The organism is Paraburkholderia sp. (assembly GCF_049581445.1).
Taxonomy (GTDB): Bacteria; Pseudomonadota; Gammaproteobacteria; order Burkholderiales; family Burkholderiaceae; genus Paraburkholderia.
Map to the genome: position 1 here is coordinate 21635 of NZ_JBAURZ010000151.1, position 17781 is coordinate 39415.

Genomic DNA, 17781 nt, shown 5'->3' on the forward strand with positions numbered 1-17781 from the left:
ATGCCTTCAATCGGACGACAGCGGTCGCGAACGCCGCTTCTGTGCCGCCGATTACAGATTACATGGATATTACGCGGCGCCGCTATGATACGAAGGTATATGCGCGACGCAGACCTGCCCTGGCAGTAATGCGCATTACCACATCGGTTCAATCGCGAGACTGCCTTCCTCTACTTTGGTCTGGAATCGAGAAAGTGGTTCCCGGCAGTTCGATACTTGCGGGTTCTCTATTGCCGGCATCGCCACCAAAACAGGCAACTAGTGACAGGCTGGAAACAGTCACTTACTCCCGAAGCGCGCAAAATCGTAAGACGTTGGCGTCTACTTCGAGAGAGACCTTCACACTATGGATCTCACCGGTTACGAGCTTGAACCGCTGCGCGACGATGGGGATTTCTCACTGTACCGCGCACGCCGGCCTGGCAACCCCGTCTCTGTGCTCACGCTTGTGGCAGCGCGGTCGGCGTCCAAAATCCTCGCACGCCTCGAACACGAATTCACACTGGCGTCCCTGCTTGATTCCAGGTGGGCGGTTCGACCACTGGCGCTCAATGACCACAAATCTTCTGCCGCGCTCGTTCTGGAGGACAACGGTGGCGAGCCACTGAATCGCACTGTCGGCCAACCACTCGAACTGGCGCGCTTCCTGAATCTCGCCATTAATCTAACGAAAGTGGTTGGCGAGCTTCATCGACACGGACTCATCCATAAGGACATCAAACCAGCGAACGTGCTTGTCGACGGAAGCGGCAACGTGCGGCTCACGGGCTTTGGCATCGCATCCCGGCTGCCACTCGAGCGTCAGCATCCCGTTCCGCCGGAGATTATTGCTGGGACGTTCCCGTACATGGCACCTGAGCAGACAGGTCGCATGAACCGATCGATTGACGCTCGCAGCGATCTTTACTCACTGGGCGTCACGCTCTACGAGGTGCTCACGGGATCCCTTCCGTTTGCTGCATCGGATGCCATGGAATGGATCCACTGTCATATCGCCCGAAGGCCGACTCCGCCGAGTGAGCGCGTCAGCGGCGTGCCCGAACCGGTCGAAGCCATCGTGCTGAAGCTACTCGCGAAGAACGCCGAAGACCGCTACCAGACTGCCGAAGGGGTCGAGGCCGACCTCCACTCGTGTCTCATCGCATGGGAAAGGTTCCAACGCATTGATGCTTTCCAGTTGGGTGCGCGCGATGCGTCCGACCGTTTGCTGATTCCTGAAAAGCTATATGGACGAGAGGCCCAGATCGAATCGCTCAACGCGGCTTTCGACCGGGTCGTTGTCCACGGTACGAGCGAGCTGGCGCTCATATCGGGTTATTCCGGCATCGGTAAGACCTCGGTCGTCAACGAATTGCACAAGGTGCTTGTCCCCCCGCGTGGCCTCTTCGCAGCAGGCAAGGCAGACCAGTACAAGCGCGATATTCCTTACGCGACGCTCGCGCAGGCGTTCCAGTCAATAGTTCGTGAACTGCTGACCAAAAGCGACGTGGATGTCAGCCGATGGCGGCGTGCCCTGCTGGAGGCATTAGGCCCGAATGGCCGCCTGATGGTCGATCTGATCCCGGAACTTTCGGTCATTATCGGCGAACCCTCGCAGGTCCCGAGCCTGCCGCCGCAGGACGCTAAAAATCGCTTCCAGATCGTATTCCGTCGATTCCTCGGCGTGTTCGCGAGCCCAGACCATCCGCTCGCGCTGTTCGTGGACGATTTGCAATGGCTAGACACAGCGACGCTCGATTTGATTGAACACCTCGTCACCCATCCGGAGGTACGTCACCTTCTGTTGGTCGGCGCGTACCGGGACAACGAAGTCGGTCCCTCGCATCCCCTGCTGCGGACCATGGGAGCAATCCGCAAGGCGGGAGGCAAGATCCATGAAACCACCCTCTCTCCCCTCACGCCTGAGGATGTGGTGCAGTTGGTTACGGATTCGTTCCACTGTGGCCCGGAGATGTCCACCCCTCTTGCACAGCTGGTGCACGAAAAGACGGGCGGCAATCCATTCTTCGCGATCCAGTTCCTGAGAGCGCTGACAGATGAGGGGCTGCTCCAGTTTGACCGTGACAGGTCGGCCTGGACTTGCGATATGCCTGGCATTCGGGCCAAAGGCTTCACAGAAAACGTGGCCGATCTCATGGCTAGCAAACTGTACCGTCTGCCAGAAGCAGCACGGGACACCTTAGGACAACTTTCCTATCTGGGGAATACGGCGGAGGTTGCCACGCTCGCTCTGGTGAACGGCCAATCCGGGCAAACGATCCACGAGAACCTGTGGGAAGCTGTTCAGGCAGGGCTCATCTTCCGTGTTGATGGTTCATACGTGTTCGTGCACGATCGCATTCACGAGGCAGCCTATGCGCTGACTCCCGAATCAGAACGGGCTGCTGCGCATCTTCGAATCGGCCGGTTGCTTGCATCGCGCACGGCGCCTGATGAGCTAGAAGAGCTCATTTTTGACATCGCGAACCACTTCAATCGCGGCAAAGCGCTGATCGCTACGCAGGAGGAGTTTGAGCGCGTCGCCGAAGTGAACTTCGTCGCGGGCAAGCGTGCCAAGAATTCGACAGCATATGCTTCGGCGCGCAACTATCTGGCCCAGGCCATTGAACTCCTGCCGCCGGATAGCTGGACCCGCCGATACGAGCACACCTTCGACCTTTATCTGGCGTTCTCCGAGTGTGAATATCTGGTCGGCAACTTTACCGAGGCCGACGCACAGTTCGACAAAATTCTGGGTATTGCACGCTCCAATATCGATCGCGCCAAAGTCTATAGTCTGCGCATCAAAATGTACCAGGTCGCAGGCAAGTATGACGACGGTGTTTCCGTCGCGTTCGATGCGCTCCGACATTTTGATGTGACCTTTCCCGAATTCGACGCTGACATCAATGAAGCCGTTGATGCAGAGTTTCGCGACATGTGGGCTAACCTCGGGCAACGAGCCATTCGCGATCTTGTTGATGCGCCTGTGGCGGCTGACCCCGCGACCCGTGCGATCATCGACCTGCTCGTTGATGCAGGACCCTGTGCCTATATCGCGCGCCCGATGATATTCCCCTTGGTCACGCTTAAGGCGGTCAATGTCTCCATGCAACGAGGCAATACCAGTCAGTCGGGTTTCGCCTATGGCGTTTTTGCGCTCGCGCTGGTTTCATTTTTTGGCGACATTGCATCTGCGTTCGAGTTTTCCGAAATGTCGCTCAAGTTGAACGACAAGTTCGACAACTCCCCCTTAAGAGGGACCTTGCTTCACTTACACGGCGACCATGTTCTTATCTGGCGGCGCCACTTCTCGACCAGCATTCCGATCCTGGAACGTGCCTTCGCCGCCTGCCTCGAAGTAGGTGATCTTGTCTATGCTGGCTACCTCGCGTTTGAGACCGTGTGGCAGCTCGTCGAGAAAGGAGACACCCTTACCGATGTGATGGCAGCCTCGACGAAATACTCGGCGTTCGCCCTGCAGTGCCGTAACGATGCGGTCTACCACACCATTCGGATGGAGCAGCGATTCGTAGCCAGCCTGCAGGGCACGACAAAGAGTCCTCTGGTTTTCGATGATGAAACGTTCGATGAAGCGGCCAGCCTTGCCGTCGTCGTCGGCGCGGCTTTCGGCACTGGCGTCGTCTTCCATCACATCATGAAGCAGATGCTTGCGTTCTTCTACGGGCGGTATGCAGAGGCCCTGGACTTCGCAGCCCAGGCGGAAACGCTCATCGGGGCGGCAATGTCCCTGCCGATCGAGGCGAGCTATCATTTCTATCACGCCCTCACCTTAACCACGCTATATCCAACGGTCTCTGCAGCACAGCAAAAAGAGTATCGACAGACCATCGACGCGCATCTCAAGAAGCTGAAACTCTGGGCCGACAACTGCCCCGAGAACTTTAGCAATCGTCACGCCCTTGTTTCGGCCGAGATCGCACGCATCGAGGGACGCAACTACGACGCCATGCGCCTTTACGAGGACGCCATACGTTCGTCACGGGAACACGGCTTTATCCAGAATGAGGGACTCGCTTACGAACTAGCCGCCCGCTTTTGTGCGGCCAACGGCTTCGATGTCTTCGCTGAGACGTATATTCGTAACGCACGATCTTGCTATGCTCGTTGGGGTGCAGACGGAAAGGTCCGTCAACTGGACCAGGTTTATCCCGACCTCCGGCCGGACCGATCGCGCGCGGACAGCACCATCACTACTTCGGTTGACCAACTCGATCTCGCCACTGTCCTCAAAGTCTCACAGGTGATCTCCAGTGAGATCGCACTGGACGACCTGATTGACGCCCTGATGGTTCTTGCTTTGGAGCACGCGGGTGGCGACCGGGGCTTACTGATCATTCCGCACGATGACGGATTGCGAATCGAAGCAGAAGCCACCACCGTGGGTGACCGCGTCAAGGTCCATTCTCGTCAGGCGCGTGTCGCATCTACCGACCTGCCGGAAACGATTCTGCGCTACGTCGTCCGGACGAGAGATAGCGTGCTGCTCGATGATGCCGCTGAGCAAACCCAGTTCTCGGGGGATCAGTACATCCTCCAGAATGGTTGCCGGTCAATTCTGTGCCTGCCGCTGATCAAGCAGACCGAGCTGATAGGTGTGCTGTATCTTGAGAATCGGCTGAGCCCTCACGTCTTCACGCCTGCCCGCCTTGCCGTTCTGAGACTGCTGGCATCACAAGCTGCGATTTCCTGGGAGAACGCACGCCTTTTCGCTGAGCTGCAACATGCAGAAGCTTTTCTGGCAGATGCACAACGACTCAGTCACACCGGCAGCTTTCACTGGCATACCGCGACTGGAGAAATATTCTGGTCCGAAGAGAGTTACCGGATCTTCGGCTTTGATTTGCAAACCAAGCCCTCTCTGGATCTCGCGTTCAGCCGGGTTCACCCGGATGACCTTTCCAATGTTCACGAGGTCATAGAGCGCGCGGCAAACGACAAGCAAGGCTTTGAGTTTGAGCACCGACTGTTGATGCCCGACAGTTCCGTCAAGCACGTTCATGTAGTGGCGCGTGCCGTAACCGAAGAACGAGGTGAGCTGCATTTCGCAGGCGCCCTGATGGATATCACAGCCCGCAAGCAGGCCAACGCGGCTTTGGCAAGCAGCGAGCATCGCTACCGCACCCTGTTCCGCGACATGCCCGTCGCATTGATGCAGATCGAGACCCAATCGTTGATAGCAATATTGAAGGACCTTCGCGCACAAGGTGTGGAAGATCTATCGGTCTACATCGATCAGCATCCTGACCTGCTCCCTAAGGCATCTGAGGCGCTTGTCATCGAAGAGGTCAACAACCACGCGGTCCAGATGTTCGGTGCGAGGGATCGGGTCAAAATGCTCGGTTCCATGGAGTGGTTCTGGCGAGACGCCGCCCTGGGCACGTTGCAACGCGCCATGCAAAGCAGATTTCGCGGCGAAACGTTCTTCGAAGAAACGACGAAGTTTCGGACTCTTGACGGGCGAATCATTGACGTGTTTTGCACCATTGGTCGACCTCCCATCGCCAACGATCTGGGGATTTCGCTTCTCGGTCTGGTCGACATCACTGAGCGCGTTCGCTCCCAGGAAATGCTTCAGCGCGTCCAGGCAGACTTTGCGCATGCTACGCGCATCTCCGTGCTGGGTGAACTGACCGCCTCAATTGCCCACGAGCTGATGCAACCGCTCACTGCTATCGCTGCGAATGGTGAAGCCGGCCTGCACTGGCTCGAACGGCCCGTGCCCAACCTCGCGATGGTGCGCGAGGGGACCTCGCGGATGGTGTCTGACGCCGTACGTGCCGCGGACATCGTTGCCAGGATTCGTGGGATGGCAGTGCGTCGCTCGCCCGAGCGTAGCCTTGTGTCGCTTGACGAACTCATCCTTGAGGCCCTGCTTTTTCTGGGTCACGAAGTCGAATCGCGCGGCGTCACCGTATCGCACGATCTCGCTCCGGGCGCCCCGAAGATACTTGCTGACCGTGTGCAGCTTCAGCAAGTGATCGTGAACCTCGCTGTCAACGCCATGCAGGCGACAGCGGAAGTGGGAAGTCGGGAGCGCAGAATTACTATCCGGACAACCGTGTCAGAGAAGCAGACCATGTATTGCTCTGTCGAGGACAGCGGCCCAGGCATTGCCGACGCCCACCTCAACCACATTTTTGACAGCTTCTTCACGACCAAGCAAGACGGCATGGGCATGGGGCTGACGATCTGCCACTCGATTATCGAGGCGCATGGCGGCCGCATCGCAGCAGACAACAAATCCTCGCACGGCGGCGCCCGTTTCTACTTTCATCTCCCTCACACGGATGCGGTCCGCGCCTTTGAATCATCGTAGCAGTGAGTGGCGAAACTACGCTGTCGAAACTATTGTTTCGCTTAATTCATTTTCCATATAAAAGGTCTGCTGCCGCAGCAATAAAAGCATTCCGTCTCCATGCCAGGGTCGCCTCGTCATTGGCAATGCCTCGCGCTCAAAAGCAGCGCGGTACATCTAGACCCGACTGATACCTCGTTGTCCTGCACCTATATTCACCAGACGATTTACACGCATCCGTCCCGACACAGCAAATAAACAACATTCCGTAACAATTCGCTGTGCCTCAATGAAATGACGGGCTATGCTCCCGACCACGGCCTTGTTGTTCTAGCCAGCGGAAAACTTTCTTCTGCTGGCTCACCAATTAATGAGGATCGCTGATGAAAAACATCGTCCTTTCTGGTGCCGCTGGTGCACTCCTCGCTGCGGCCACATCTTCGGCATTCGCACAAAGCTCAGTCACGCTGTACGGCATCGTCGACGAAGCCATCCGATATCAGACGAATGCCGGGCCGGGTGGCAACGACCAGGTCTCCATGACGTCCGGCCCGGAAACCCACAGCCGCTGGGGCTTGAAGGGCAGCGAGGATCTGGGGGACAGCTGGTCCGCAATCTTCCACCTTGAAAACGGCTTCGAAGCCTTCGATGGGAAACTACACGTGCCCGATACGCTGTTTAGTCGGCAAGCTTACGTGGGTCTATCGAACAGCAAGTGGGGCTCACTGACCTTTGGTCTGCAATACGCGCCCGCCTACGATACCTTGGGCAATGGGCTCGACCCGCTGACCGTTGGCAACTACTGGCAGAACAGCTGGGCGTATAACGGCATCGGCAATTACCTCGAAGTCAACAACGCGGTCAAGTACCAGGGCAGCTTCGATAACCTGGCGGTCGATGCCCTCTACGGCTTCGGCAACCAGCCGGGCGCATTCGGTCTCGGCTACACCTACGCCACGGAATTGACGTACACGTATGGCCCCGCCACGCTCAACGCAGGTTTCCAGCAAGTCTCCGTGCCCACATCTGCGCTCGGTTCTTCAACCGGCACCGCTGTCGGCAGCGCAATCAATGGTGGCAAGACCAACTTCCTGCACGTCAGTGGCGCGTACCAGATCACCCGTGACATCCGCCTGCTGGCCGGCTGGCTACACGGGCAGGACCAGACCGGCTTGACGGACAGCAACCAGCAGCAAGCAGGCGCGCCGACCCTGAAGGGCGCCAGCCCCAACCGTATAGACGACACCTATTATGCCGGCGCGAACTGGCAAGCCACTGTTCCGCTGCTATTCACATTTGCCTACTACTATGGACAAACGCGCAACGCTGAACTGCTCGACGGCTCGCTCGGCAAAGGGGTGAACCAATCGGCAACCATTCTCGCCGAATACTCGTTCACGAAGCGCACGGAGGTCTATGCGATCACCGACTGGGCACGCGGCACCGGTGCCTTCGCCGCCGACTACCCGGGCGGCGTCAACTCCGCCGGCGTTCCGACCAACACCATTGGCCGGACCAACCAGCTAGGCGTGGCAATCGGTCTTCGCAAGATGTTCTAAAGACGCGAGGTAGCCATCGGCGCCGCCCACACGTTGGGGCGCGGAGCGGCCCGACAGCGGGCACACAACCATGGCTCGGGTAACTCCGAGCCAGGTAACTTATAAGAGCAACGCGCGCTAACGGCCCGAACGCCTCACGGCAACGCGGCGGTATAAACGGCAACTTGAAGACCGCCGTCGACAAGCTACGTCAGGGCAAGCCGCGCGACGTCAACGCGCGGTTCAACCCCAAGGTCAGTCACTACTCTCTTGCACGCTGATATCTGCAATCCGGCCTCAGAGCTGGCAGAATCCGGTGGCGTGATGTCATTTGCGCCGCTGCCCGACGAGTCTATTTTCCAAATGTATCCCGCGCCCAGTCGCAGTGCTTTCGCCCTGCGGTTCGATATGGCTAGTGGAGAAGGATAATGACGAAGTTCACTGAATATGAATTCAGGACCCAGCCCTGGTTCGATCAGGCCTGGTTCGATCAGGCGCCGTTCCCGGGATTCAATCCGTTCATCCCGATGAAAACCGTCTTGATCCACTGCTTCGACCCTCGAGCAGCTGATATCCCGCAGAAGGTTGCCGAGCATTTTGGCGACGAGGTCTACCCGGGCGAAAACGTTCTGGACGAAGCAGGTAACCGGGTCGGCAACACGCGGACATTATTTGCCGTGGCTAACGCCGGCGGCCGTGCGCACGCCGCTCTGCAGTCGATAGCGACCATGGATTATTTGTTTAACGTTCGAAACGTGATTGTGGTTCACCACTCGTTCTGCGGTGCGACGGCTCTAACCCCCAAGCTCCTCTTCGCAAAGTATCGTGAGCATAACGACGCCGACATTTCGGATTTGTTCGATCACGACAGCCTCTCCATTCCGCATTTCGAGGAATCGATCAAGTATGACGTCGAGTTGCTCCGCAAGAGCCCAGCGGTGCCGAAGGACGTCAAACTCTACGGCTTCTTCTTCGAGATCAATACGGGTAAGTTGACTGAGATCGTGCGGGACATTCCTGCATAAATCCTGGCGCAGAAGAGCAGTTTCCGGCGTGAATGCGCCACTCGAATGTCTTCGTGAGAGTACGCGCCAATGGCGGGAGATAGCCGAACGTGGTCTGATGTTGTACTTCCGTAGTCGTTAAGCGCGAGACAACGCTTAACGAAGTCAGTCCCACATTCGTACAGGAGCTGCCATGAATACGAAGCACAGCAAAAAGGGGCATCTTGAAGCCGCGGCGTCGCACCACGAGCAGGCGGCGCGATATCACCACGAGGCGTCGCGGCATTTCGAGGACGGCAAAGACTTTGACCACGCCGCGCACCAGGCGATGATGGCACATGGACATACGTTGCACGCCATCGATCGGGCACACGATGCTGGCGCACACAGCGCCAATACGCCGCCGACAACGCCGGCATCGACCGATGCTGGCACAAACAGCGCGGCGGCAAAGCATCACGTAGCCGCAGCAGAGCTTCACTTGCAGGCGGCACAGCATATGCGCCACGCAGCCAAGCTTTTCGATCAAGACCGGAGCGCCGCCGCCCACGACGCGCAGCTAGCTCTCGCCCTCGCACTGCGCGCTTTGTCCCATGGCAATGAAGCGGCCAGACTGCTTGTCAAGCTCGCTCCAGTTGAAGGCTCGTGAGCGATTTTGTGCGAATTCAAACCAGTAGCGTCGTGTCCCGGGGAGTGTTTCAACGAGAGTTCGGGCAAGCGAGAAACTTGCCCGTCAAGGTGCCGCGCACAGTGCGCATGTCTGAATCCAGAGTCCCCGTCGGGGAGTGGCTTCTAGCCCAGCCGGTCCGCCGCGACGGACTTTGCATGCGCGACCGCGTCCTGAGCGTTAGGGAATGTACCAAGCTGGTCCCAACGCTCCTCGACCGCGTAAGTACCCTTCGTGCCGAGAGCCCTTTGTATGCGTAATTGCGCCGCGTACTGGCCGTCTTCCAGCGGTCGAGCAGTTGCAACTACTTTGTGCGGCGGCACAGATCTCTCCGGTTGAACCAACTCAACAGGACCGCCCGGAAGGCCAACGTCGTTCAACTCGTTTCGCGTTTTGCAGTCCGGACAATAGAAGCACCACCCTTCTTTCTCCTGAACGGATTTGAGCTGCCCGCGGGCCAGCACAGCGCGACATTCAACGTTTTCGCAGACAAACGGCATAACAGTCTCCGTAGTGGTTTGCGAGAAATCCTAGCATGACTGCCGACGGTCAACCATCAGCATTGTCGCGGTGCTGGTCCACGTGCTTCCCGATGGCGCTGGACACCTCTACTGTTCCGATCCGAACTTTTTATGATGCACTGCATCAACCCCGTAACTGAAGGCTGTGCCACAATTGAATGGCGAACCTTGAGGCTCAACACCGTCGCACCAAGCGGCTGGAGACAACGCCTTGAAAACGAAGCCGTTCCTGATTGGCCTCTTGCTCATGGCAGCTTTGCCTGGTGCCGCGTCATCCACCTTTGCCCAGTCATCTCCTCCACCGTCCGAGAAGACGAAACAGGTCGAATCGCTAGTGAACAAAGCCGCAGCTCTGATTGACAGTAAAGGCAAGGCAGCCTTTTCCGAGTTCAGAATGAAGGGCTCGGAGTGGTTCCACGACGACACATATCTATTCGCCTACGACATGGAGTCGAATGTACTGCTGAATTCTGCCTTCCCAGCCCGTGAAGGGACCAAGGTCACCGGTCAAAAGGACGTCAACGGCAAGTTGTTTCATGACGCCATGATTCAGACGGCCCAAACCAAAGGATCGGGATGGGTTGACTACATGTTCCCGAAACCCGGGCAGACCCAACCATCGAGGAAGTGGACCTATGTGAAGGCGGTGAAGATCGATGGAGTTCCAGCCCTGGTCGGATCAGGCTTCTATCCAGAGTAGCCGTCAGTCTGACCCGTCACAAACGCAAGAACACAGCCCCCAAAAAGTAGCTCAATTCTGGATGTTTTCCTCACAGTCTTCCCAGTACCGAAGCGGATCGCGATGTTGTGGGTAGCGTAAGTTGAGCCATGCTGACAACCTGGCCCAATCTGGATGGTTGGTACCCGTTTGAGCGGACCAGATCGATGACCTCTCAAGAATCTGACCGTTCCCGCGATCACGGACAAGCAAGCTGCCGAGTCCGTTTGAACTGTTCGCCTGTGACTCAACCAGATACCGCGGCAAAATCTTGAGCTCCGCATCCTCGGCCCACCCATATAAGGCACGAACCACGCCAGAGGGATCTCGCAGCTCGATGGGTCCGCTTTCCGGGCGAACGGCTGTCCATCCTTCAGGGAACTCGGTAACAACCTCGTTTTTACCTTCCCTCACCCACTTCACTCGCCATGCCTGCACCATCGACTCACGCATGCGAGAAACCGACTCGTAGCCGGCAGGCAACTCGATCGCCATCGGAAGGGTAATGAGGTTGTCCTTCCAGAGTTTGGCTTCAGTGTCGACGCGCTCGACCTTGTCGAACGCCCCTGCGTCGAACGGGTTTTCGGGCCTGCTCGATACTCTCACGTTCCCCTCAGGCAGCCCCTCGAAGAGGCGCTCAGCGTCATGGCGGGTAAGTTTCGTCTTTCCTTTCTTCATGGGTCTCTCTGCGGCAAGGTTGTCGCTAGCGTACGGGTACTAACGACGGAAATTGGGCGCCACGGCCTATCGCGCGTTTGAATGTGCTTGCGATTATATTCTGCGCTATTCGTGAAACGGGCGCACCTCGACCGGCGCCCGACAGGCGACGGCGGCCTTGCGGCCCCACGCCAGCGCCTCGTTCAGGTCAGCGGCTTCCAGCACCCAGAAACCGCCCACGTGCTCCTTGGTCTCCAGGTACGGTCCGTCGGTGACGAGCACCTCGCCATCGGGCTGCGCCCGCAGCGACTTCGCGTTCTTTGCCGGGTGCAGGCCGCCAACGAAAATCCTGACACCAGCAGCCTTCATTTCATCGTTGAGCGCGTCAATACCGCGGGACATCGCTTCGTCCTCTGCGACAGACGGGTCGTAGCCGTCGGGGTGGTGAATAGCAACCAGATACTGCGTCATGATTTCTCCCTTCTCCTGTAGCGGTCGTAGGGCGGGCCGGTTGCCCTGCCTTCAGTAAAGCGGCGACCCACGAGTGATCGGTGGGTCAAGGCTACAAGGTAAAGGATATTGGCTGCCCCTGCCCTCGGAAAAAATTGACCGAGCACCTCAGGGCGTGAAACGGGCCGTCAATGTAATGTGCGTCAGTTATCCTGAGCGGCCAGTTCGGTAGTGGTGAACATCTCCCACAATGATGCAGTTGGGACCTGCGGTGCATCGACCACGAAAAGCGACTCCCGGAAGGCGTACTCGATGTCGAAATCCCCACTCAGCCACCCGCGCAACGCGGCCTCGGACGTGATGACGACGTTACTGCGCCTCACCTCGTCCGTCGCCGTCACGTCGGGCATCCCGGGAACGATGTCCGGGTCGAAACCATTAGTCGTTGCGTGAAAGAAACCCCACGTGTCGTTCTCGATGAGCAGGACATAAAAGTCGGGCAATTCGAGGAGTGCCTCCTCGCTGTGCGCGTCTTCGATCTGCGCCTGCAAAAGGTTCAGGGTCTCGACGGCAGACATGCGCTTTCGAGCCGCAGATAGCGCACCGTCATCAGTATCCATCTCGTCGATCAACCCCGCATCGATCGCCTTTCGAGTCGCGACCGCTACGCTTAGCGCAAGCGGGTGACCAATGCTGAATTCGATCTTGAACTCACATATCGCGCACATGGCAGCACCTCAAGGTGTGACGATGTTGAACCAGAAGCTGAAGGTGTCGAGCCAGGAAACAAACTCGCCGAGCGTCTGGCTATTGCCGTCGATCTTCGCGTTGCCGGCCATTACGAGCTTCTGCATGTTGGTTTTGCCCATCATGATGTTGTTCAGGTCTGCGCGCGTCATCGTGACCGTCGCATCGGCCGTCTTCGAGCTCGTGTTCCTCGAATAGTGCAACGCGCTGTTCTCCACGCCCAGCACGTAATTCTCTTTCGTGTCGGTCAACACGAGATTAAACAAGGCCGTCTTTCCGGCCGCGCGGTCGCCGTTGAGCCGGATGCCGAGGTAGTCGAGGAACATGTCCAGCGGCATAGCCTGAATCGTGTCCGGGCTCTGTGGCTGAGCCGCTGGCAGCTCCTTGACGCCGTTGCGCAACTCCATCGCTCCTGTCAGGTAGAAGTTGCGCCATGACGCGGCCTCCGACTGATAACCCAGTTGCTCGTATGCGTCTGCGAGCAGCTGTTTGGCTGCGGTGTTTTGTGGCTCTGCAAATACGACGTGGTTGACAACTTCAGCCACCCAGCGATATTCACCTTTGCTGTAGTACTCGTGTGCCTTGCTCAAAACGGCCGCCGAACCGCCCATGAATTCGACATACCGCTTGCCGCTCTCGGTCGGTGGCAGGGCATGAAGATGGGCCGGAACGCCGTCGAAGAACCCGAGGCGCAAGTTGTACTGCGCGACGGCGTCGTGGTAGACCGTGCCGTAGTAGCTTCGGCAATACCAGTGCTTTGCGAGGCTGTCTGGCAGGCGGATGGCTTCACCGATTTCAAGTGGCGTCATCCCCTGGTTGGCCATACGCAGAACCTGGTCATGCATGTAGCGATACATGTCGCGCTGAGCGCCCAGGAAAGCAACGACGCGATCATTGCCCCAGGTCGGCCAGTAATGCGAAGCAAATATCACCTGTGTATCATCGCCAAACATGTCGAGTGAAGTCTGCAGGTATTTCGACCAGAGCAGTGCGTCACGGACCTTTGCGCCCCGCAATGTGTAGAGATTGTGTAGCGTGTGGGTGGCGTCTTCCGCGGCACAGAACGCCTTGAATTTCGGCAGGTAGAACATGAACTCGGACGGTGCTTCCGATTCCGGGGCCATCAGCACCACGATTTCCACTCCGTCGAGCGTCATCTTTTGGCCGGTCTTTTCCGCGAACATGGAGGGCACGGCCATCGTGATAGTACCAACCGAAGTCGTCTTGCCAAGGCCGCCGTCAACAATTCCCGTGGGGCTGCGCGGGAGCAGTGAGCCATACATGTAGCTGGCACGACGCCCCATCGCGTTACCAGCAATGATGTTCTCGCCGACGGCGGCTTCCGTGAAGCCAGCCGGCGCTACGATTTTCACCTTGCCCGACTTGAGATCGTCATCGCTGACGATTCCCCGTACGCCGCCGTAGTGGTCCACGTGGCTGTGCGTATAGATGACGTGGGTGATGGGTTTGTCGCCCAGGTGCGGGATGACAAGTTGCGTCCACACTGTCGAGGCCACTTCGGTCGTGATGAACGGGTCGACCACGATATAGCCCTGATCGCCCCGAATGATGCTCATCACGGAGAGATCGTAGCCGCGCACCTGCCAGATGCCATCGACCACCATGAAGAGGCCATGGTTCATGTTGAGCTTGGCGTTACGCCAAAGGCTCGGGTTGACCGTCGGCGGAGCGTTGTTTTCCGGACCACCGTTGACGAATGCAAACTGCTCCAGGTTCCACGCCGGGATATCGCCTGGCCCCTTGATGATGACGGGCTCAGGCAGTGTCGCAATGAGTCCACGCTTTGCGTCCTCGAAATCCTGGCCGTCCGAGAAGGAAAGAAAGTCCGCGTACTGCTTGTTCAGCGCGATCGTTGCGGGCGTCGCAGGTTTCGACGCCGGCGTGGTGGGTGTTGCTGTACCGGCGGCTTGCGCCAGTGTCTCGCCCACCACGCCCGATAAACCTGTCGCCGCGCCGACAACTGCGACATTCTTGAGGAATGCCCTACGCCCATCGGTCTTTGCTGAGTCGTCCGGCTTAGACATGATCACCTCCGCTTTGGCATTGGCAGGCGCGTGGCGGCCCGCGAAAGATTGTGGTTCACTACCATCAGTTCTTTTCGCATGTTCGCCGACGTCAAACTATAGGTAGTTGGGGCAATGTGCCTGCCCCAAAGGGCAATATGCTCAACTGGCAACGTCGTCGATCAGAAACTGAGAGCGAGCCCAAGCGAAGCGCCGGTAACATCCTTGCCGAACGCGTATCGTGCGACGACGCGCAGTCGGGAAAAGAGTTTCGTCACCGCGCCCGTGTCGACTTCGATGCCTGCACCCAGCGACGTCAGCTGATTGAAGCCGAGGATGTTTGCCTGACTTCCGAGGTATGTCGAATGAGAAAGTTCGAGGACGTAACGCAATGGCCGGTGCAAAAGCAGCAAACCAGTCGGCCCACGCCAGCGCGCATACAGGTTCGTGGATTCCGCGTTGGCGGAACCTCGAACCCCGCTCGACGAGCCGAAGCTCTGGAGATAGATGTCCGTATAGCGCAGTTCGAGGTCGAACTCATAGGGTTCCATGCGCGGATACCACCCGAGCATCAGTGACCCACCGAGTCCGTAAGCATTGAGCGAGCCGCTCTGAATAAAATCAATGTTCTTGTCTGTCTTTCGATTGACGAGAAATTGAGCCGCCGTCGCGTCGCTTAATACTTCACCAAGCGAAAAATTAAAGATTGGCCGGATAACCAGATTCTTGCTTTCGTTAAGTGGAAAATCCCAGCCAACGCCGCCCGTTGCTGCTACGTTCGTCCACCGCGTTGGAATTGCGCGCTGCTCCTGACCGTCCGATACTAAAAACGTGGGATCGTAGCGCGATGCACCCAATGCCCCCTCCAGATAGAGTGGAAAGGTCGGACTCAGGGTGAAGCCGCCGCCGAACTGGGTCATGTTCAGTGAGGGACTTCCGCTCGCGGCATTCCGGATGCCAAGCGTACTTGCAGAGAGATCAGGTGTGACAGAGAAGGACAACATGGCAAGCACGGCGTCAGCACGCCGTTGCACATCCGGCCCGGTAAACACAGGCCCGGACGAGGCTTGCGCTGCAGCGGTGTCGGACATGAGCCACAGTCCGCTTGCCGTCAGAAACAGGCTGGCGATCTGCACGGTCCGTATGTACCTGCGTACCAGGATGCACTGAAAAAATATGTTCCCGCATCTGGCGGCGAGGCGACGAGCGCATCGATCGATATTTCCGGACATTAGCATCTTCATCCCATCGAGCAGACATCTCGTATGGCACCTACGCTAACTAACGGTCAACGAAAGCTGATCAATGCGCGACGAGCAGGCAAGCCGGCACGCTGCCCCTCGATATCGCCCTCGCTTCCAGATTGCCGACCGGTTTTTTCGCATATTCACGGGCGCAAAGCTATAGGGGATTGGGGCAACGCGCTTTGATCGTCTCTAGAATCCCTTGCGCAGCAAGAACCAGAAATGCGCCGAGGTGTTCGCATTGGCCGCGAGCAACTCGGGCGTTCTCCCGAACGGCACAGCCACGCTGACATTGATCATCAAGCTGTAAGGCCCATTCCACTGCAAACGTGCACCAGCACTGTTCAACTGGCCTGTGTTGGGCCCCGGAACGAAGGTGTCCTTGAATTGCTGCACCCAGCCGCTGTCGACGAAGCCGGCAAATTCCCAGAGTCCCGGAAGTTTCTGGAAGGTCATATCGTGACGCAACTCGACCGTGGCGAGATAACCCTGCGAGCCCGACAGAATGCCCACATCGTAGCCCCGCACACTATCCGGTCCACCCAGATAGAACTGCTCGGACGTATCGAGATTCTTGCTCGCAGTCTGCCCGGAGAACCCGAAATAGAACGCGTCGGCCTGCGTGATCTGTTGCAGCCGAGACAGCGAGAGTGCGAATTTGGCGTAATGCCCTGCTGTCTGCGCACCCAGGTTGTCGATATAGTCGGTTTGCGGATTGTTGGCAGAAAGAATGCCGTAGGTTACTGCCACACGCATGTTGACCACCCCGGTCGAGTCTATTTCGTCGCCGGCAAGCGATGCCGTCCCGCTATTGGTGTGCCGATCGTTTTCGAGCCCGATCACATCGATATAGTCGTTGAGCTTGCGGTGATCGAATTCGATCTGGCCGTAGAGGTTACCCATCGTGTTGCGAATCAGCGGGTGCGACAGGACCGCGCTCATGACCGTGGCCGTACCATGTGCGCCCAGATCAGAGAGGTCGTCGCCGAGGTGATAGTCGAGCCCGGAAATGGATGCGCCAAGCGTCGTGCCCTGCCCGTTGAGCAGGTATTGATAGCCGATGCGCCCGTAGTTCATGCCGTGGCCCGACGTGAGCGCGTTCAGGTCCAGCAGATCGCCCTGATGAAACAGCCCATTGACGTTGAAGTTGGCGTCGCCGCGCAGGGCTCCGGTGTATTTGTTGGTGGCGTTATCCATGCCGACCTCGCCCGTGTAACGAGGCTGGGCAGCGATATCGACCAGCAGGTCGGACGTGCCGACTTCTTGCCCAGGTTTCAGTGTGGAACTGGCAATCGCGCCTGGAATGTCGGATAGCAGAAGCAGCGTACGTTCAAGTGTGAAATCGGTAATGGGCTGCCCCGATTGCAGCGCCGCGAGCGTGGCATTCAGTATCCGTTCGGACACGCTGCTCTGGTTATTCAGCGTCACCGCGCCGTAACGCGCTTCGGCCACGTCGATACGTACGACACCATCCTTGATCGTCTGCGCCGGCACATACGCTGTCGCCAACGGAAATCCCTTCTTGTGATAGGCGTCGCTAATGCGGTCGGCTAATTCATTGACGTCGTTCAGCGTCAGGTTCTTGCCCTCACTGGAGGCCACCAGCGCGTGCAGCATTTCAGTGGGCAACTCGGTGTTGCCCGTGATCTCGATGGTGCGAACAGGGAATGTCGTCGTATTGTCTGCCAGGCCTGGTTTCTGCTGTTCGATCGTGAGACCCAGGTTTGACGAAGGCGGCAGTGTGGACGGCTGCGGGACCTGCTGGAGCAGCTGGCCGCTGTCGGGCAGCGGGGTAACCCGCACCTGCGCGAACGCGGCGCCGACGGCGATAGAGATTGCGATGACCAGGCACAGCTGCGTTATCCGTACGGCGTATGAGCGAATCGAGGTCATGTTCGCCAGTCTAAAGATAG

At 58.0% G+C, this 17781-nt stretch carries 12 protein-coding genes; 5 read left to right on the plus strand and 7 right to left on the minus strand.

Features of this window, described 5'->3' with window-relative positions; all coding sequences use genetic code 11:
- Nucleotides 1-346: 346 nt before the first annotated feature.
- From WCA85_RS14030 to WCA85_RS14045, 4 genes are all read left to right on the plus strand, one after another.
- On the plus strand, nucleotides 347-6319 hold the full coding sequence (locus WCA85_RS14030; protein ID WP_424064787.1) for an ATP-binding sensor histidine kinase: 5973 nt from the start codon (nucleotides 347-349) through the stop codon (nucleotides 6317-6319).
- 362 nt (nucleotides 6320-6681) lie between these two features.
- A complete protein-coding gene (locus WCA85_RS14035; protein ID WP_424064789.1) occupies nucleotides 6682-7857 on the plus strand; it encodes a porin in 1176 nt (391 codons plus the stop codon).
- A 407-nt stretch (nucleotides 7858-8264) separates the two neighbouring features.
- Nucleotides 8265-8861 (plus strand): carbonic anhydrase, encoded by a 597-nt coding sequence (locus WCA85_RS14040; RefSeq protein ID WP_424064791.1) that lies wholly within the window; start codon nucleotides 8265-8267, stop codon nucleotides 8859-8861.
- A gap of 172 nt (nucleotides 8862-9033) precedes the next feature.
- The gene (locus WCA85_RS14045) at nucleotides 9034-9489 is read left to right on the plus strand and encodes a hypothetical protein (protein WP_424064793.1); all 456 of its coding nucleotides are present in this window, start codon (nucleotides 9034-9036) and stop codon (nucleotides 9487-9489) included.
- 143 nt (nucleotides 9490-9632) lie between these two features.
- Here WCA85_RS14045 and WCA85_RS14050 read toward each other — a convergent pair whose 3' ends face one another.
- Nucleotides 9633-10007 carry a hypothetical protein gene (locus WCA85_RS14050; RefSeq protein ID WP_424064795.1) on the minus strand — a complete coding sequence of 125 codons (375 nt, stop codon included), beginning with the start codon at nucleotides 10005-10007 and terminating at the stop codon, nucleotides 9633-9635.
- Nucleotides 10008-10239: 232 nt separating this feature from the next.
- On the opposite strand from WCA85_RS14050, the gene WCA85_RS14055 reads away from it, so the two are divergent.
- Nucleotides 10240-10728: a cache domain-containing protein gene (locus WCA85_RS14055; RefSeq protein WP_424064797.1), complete on the plus strand. Its 489-nt coding sequence runs from the start codon at nucleotides 10240-10242 to the stop codon at nucleotides 10726-10728.
- Between the two features lie 51 nt (nucleotides 10729-10779).
- Here WCA85_RS14055 and WCA85_RS14060 read toward each other — a convergent pair whose 3' ends face one another.
- From WCA85_RS14060 to WCA85_RS14085, 6 genes are all read right to left on the minus strand, one after another.
- Nucleotides 10780-11424, minus strand: coding sequence for a hypothetical protein (locus WCA85_RS14060; protein WP_424064799.1), 645 nt, complete (start codon nucleotides 11422-11424; stop codon nucleotides 10780-10782).
- A 105-nt stretch (nucleotides 11425-11529) separates the two neighbouring features.
- On the minus strand, nucleotides 11530-11874 hold the full coding sequence (locus WCA85_RS14065; protein WP_424064801.1) for a YciI family protein: 345 nt from the start codon (nucleotides 11872-11874) through the stop codon (nucleotides 11530-11532).
- A 182-nt stretch (nucleotides 11875-12056) separates the two neighbouring features.
- Complete coding sequence (locus tag WCA85_RS14070) at nucleotides 12057-12581, minus strand: hypothetical protein (protein ID WP_424064803.1); 525 nt, start codon at nucleotides 12579-12581, stop codon at nucleotides 12057-12059.
- Between the two features lie 9 nt (nucleotides 12582-12590).
- Nucleotides 12591-14645, minus strand: coding sequence for an alkyl/aryl-sulfatase (locus tag WCA85_RS14075; RefSeq protein WP_424064805.1), 2055 nt, complete (start codon nucleotides 14643-14645; stop codon nucleotides 12591-12593).
- Between the two features lie 161 nt (nucleotides 14646-14806).
- A complete protein-coding gene (locus WCA85_RS14080) occupies nucleotides 14807-15715 on the minus strand; it encodes a hypothetical protein (protein ID WP_424064806.1) in 909 nt (302 codons plus the stop codon).
- 345 nt (nucleotides 15716-16060) lie between these two features.
- Nucleotides 16061-17761 (minus strand): ShlB/FhaC/HecB family hemolysin secretion/activation protein, encoded by a 1701-nt coding sequence (locus tag WCA85_RS14085; RefSeq protein WP_424064808.1) that lies wholly within the window; start codon nucleotides 17759-17761, stop codon nucleotides 16061-16063.
- Nucleotides 17762-17781 lie beyond the last annotated feature (20 nt).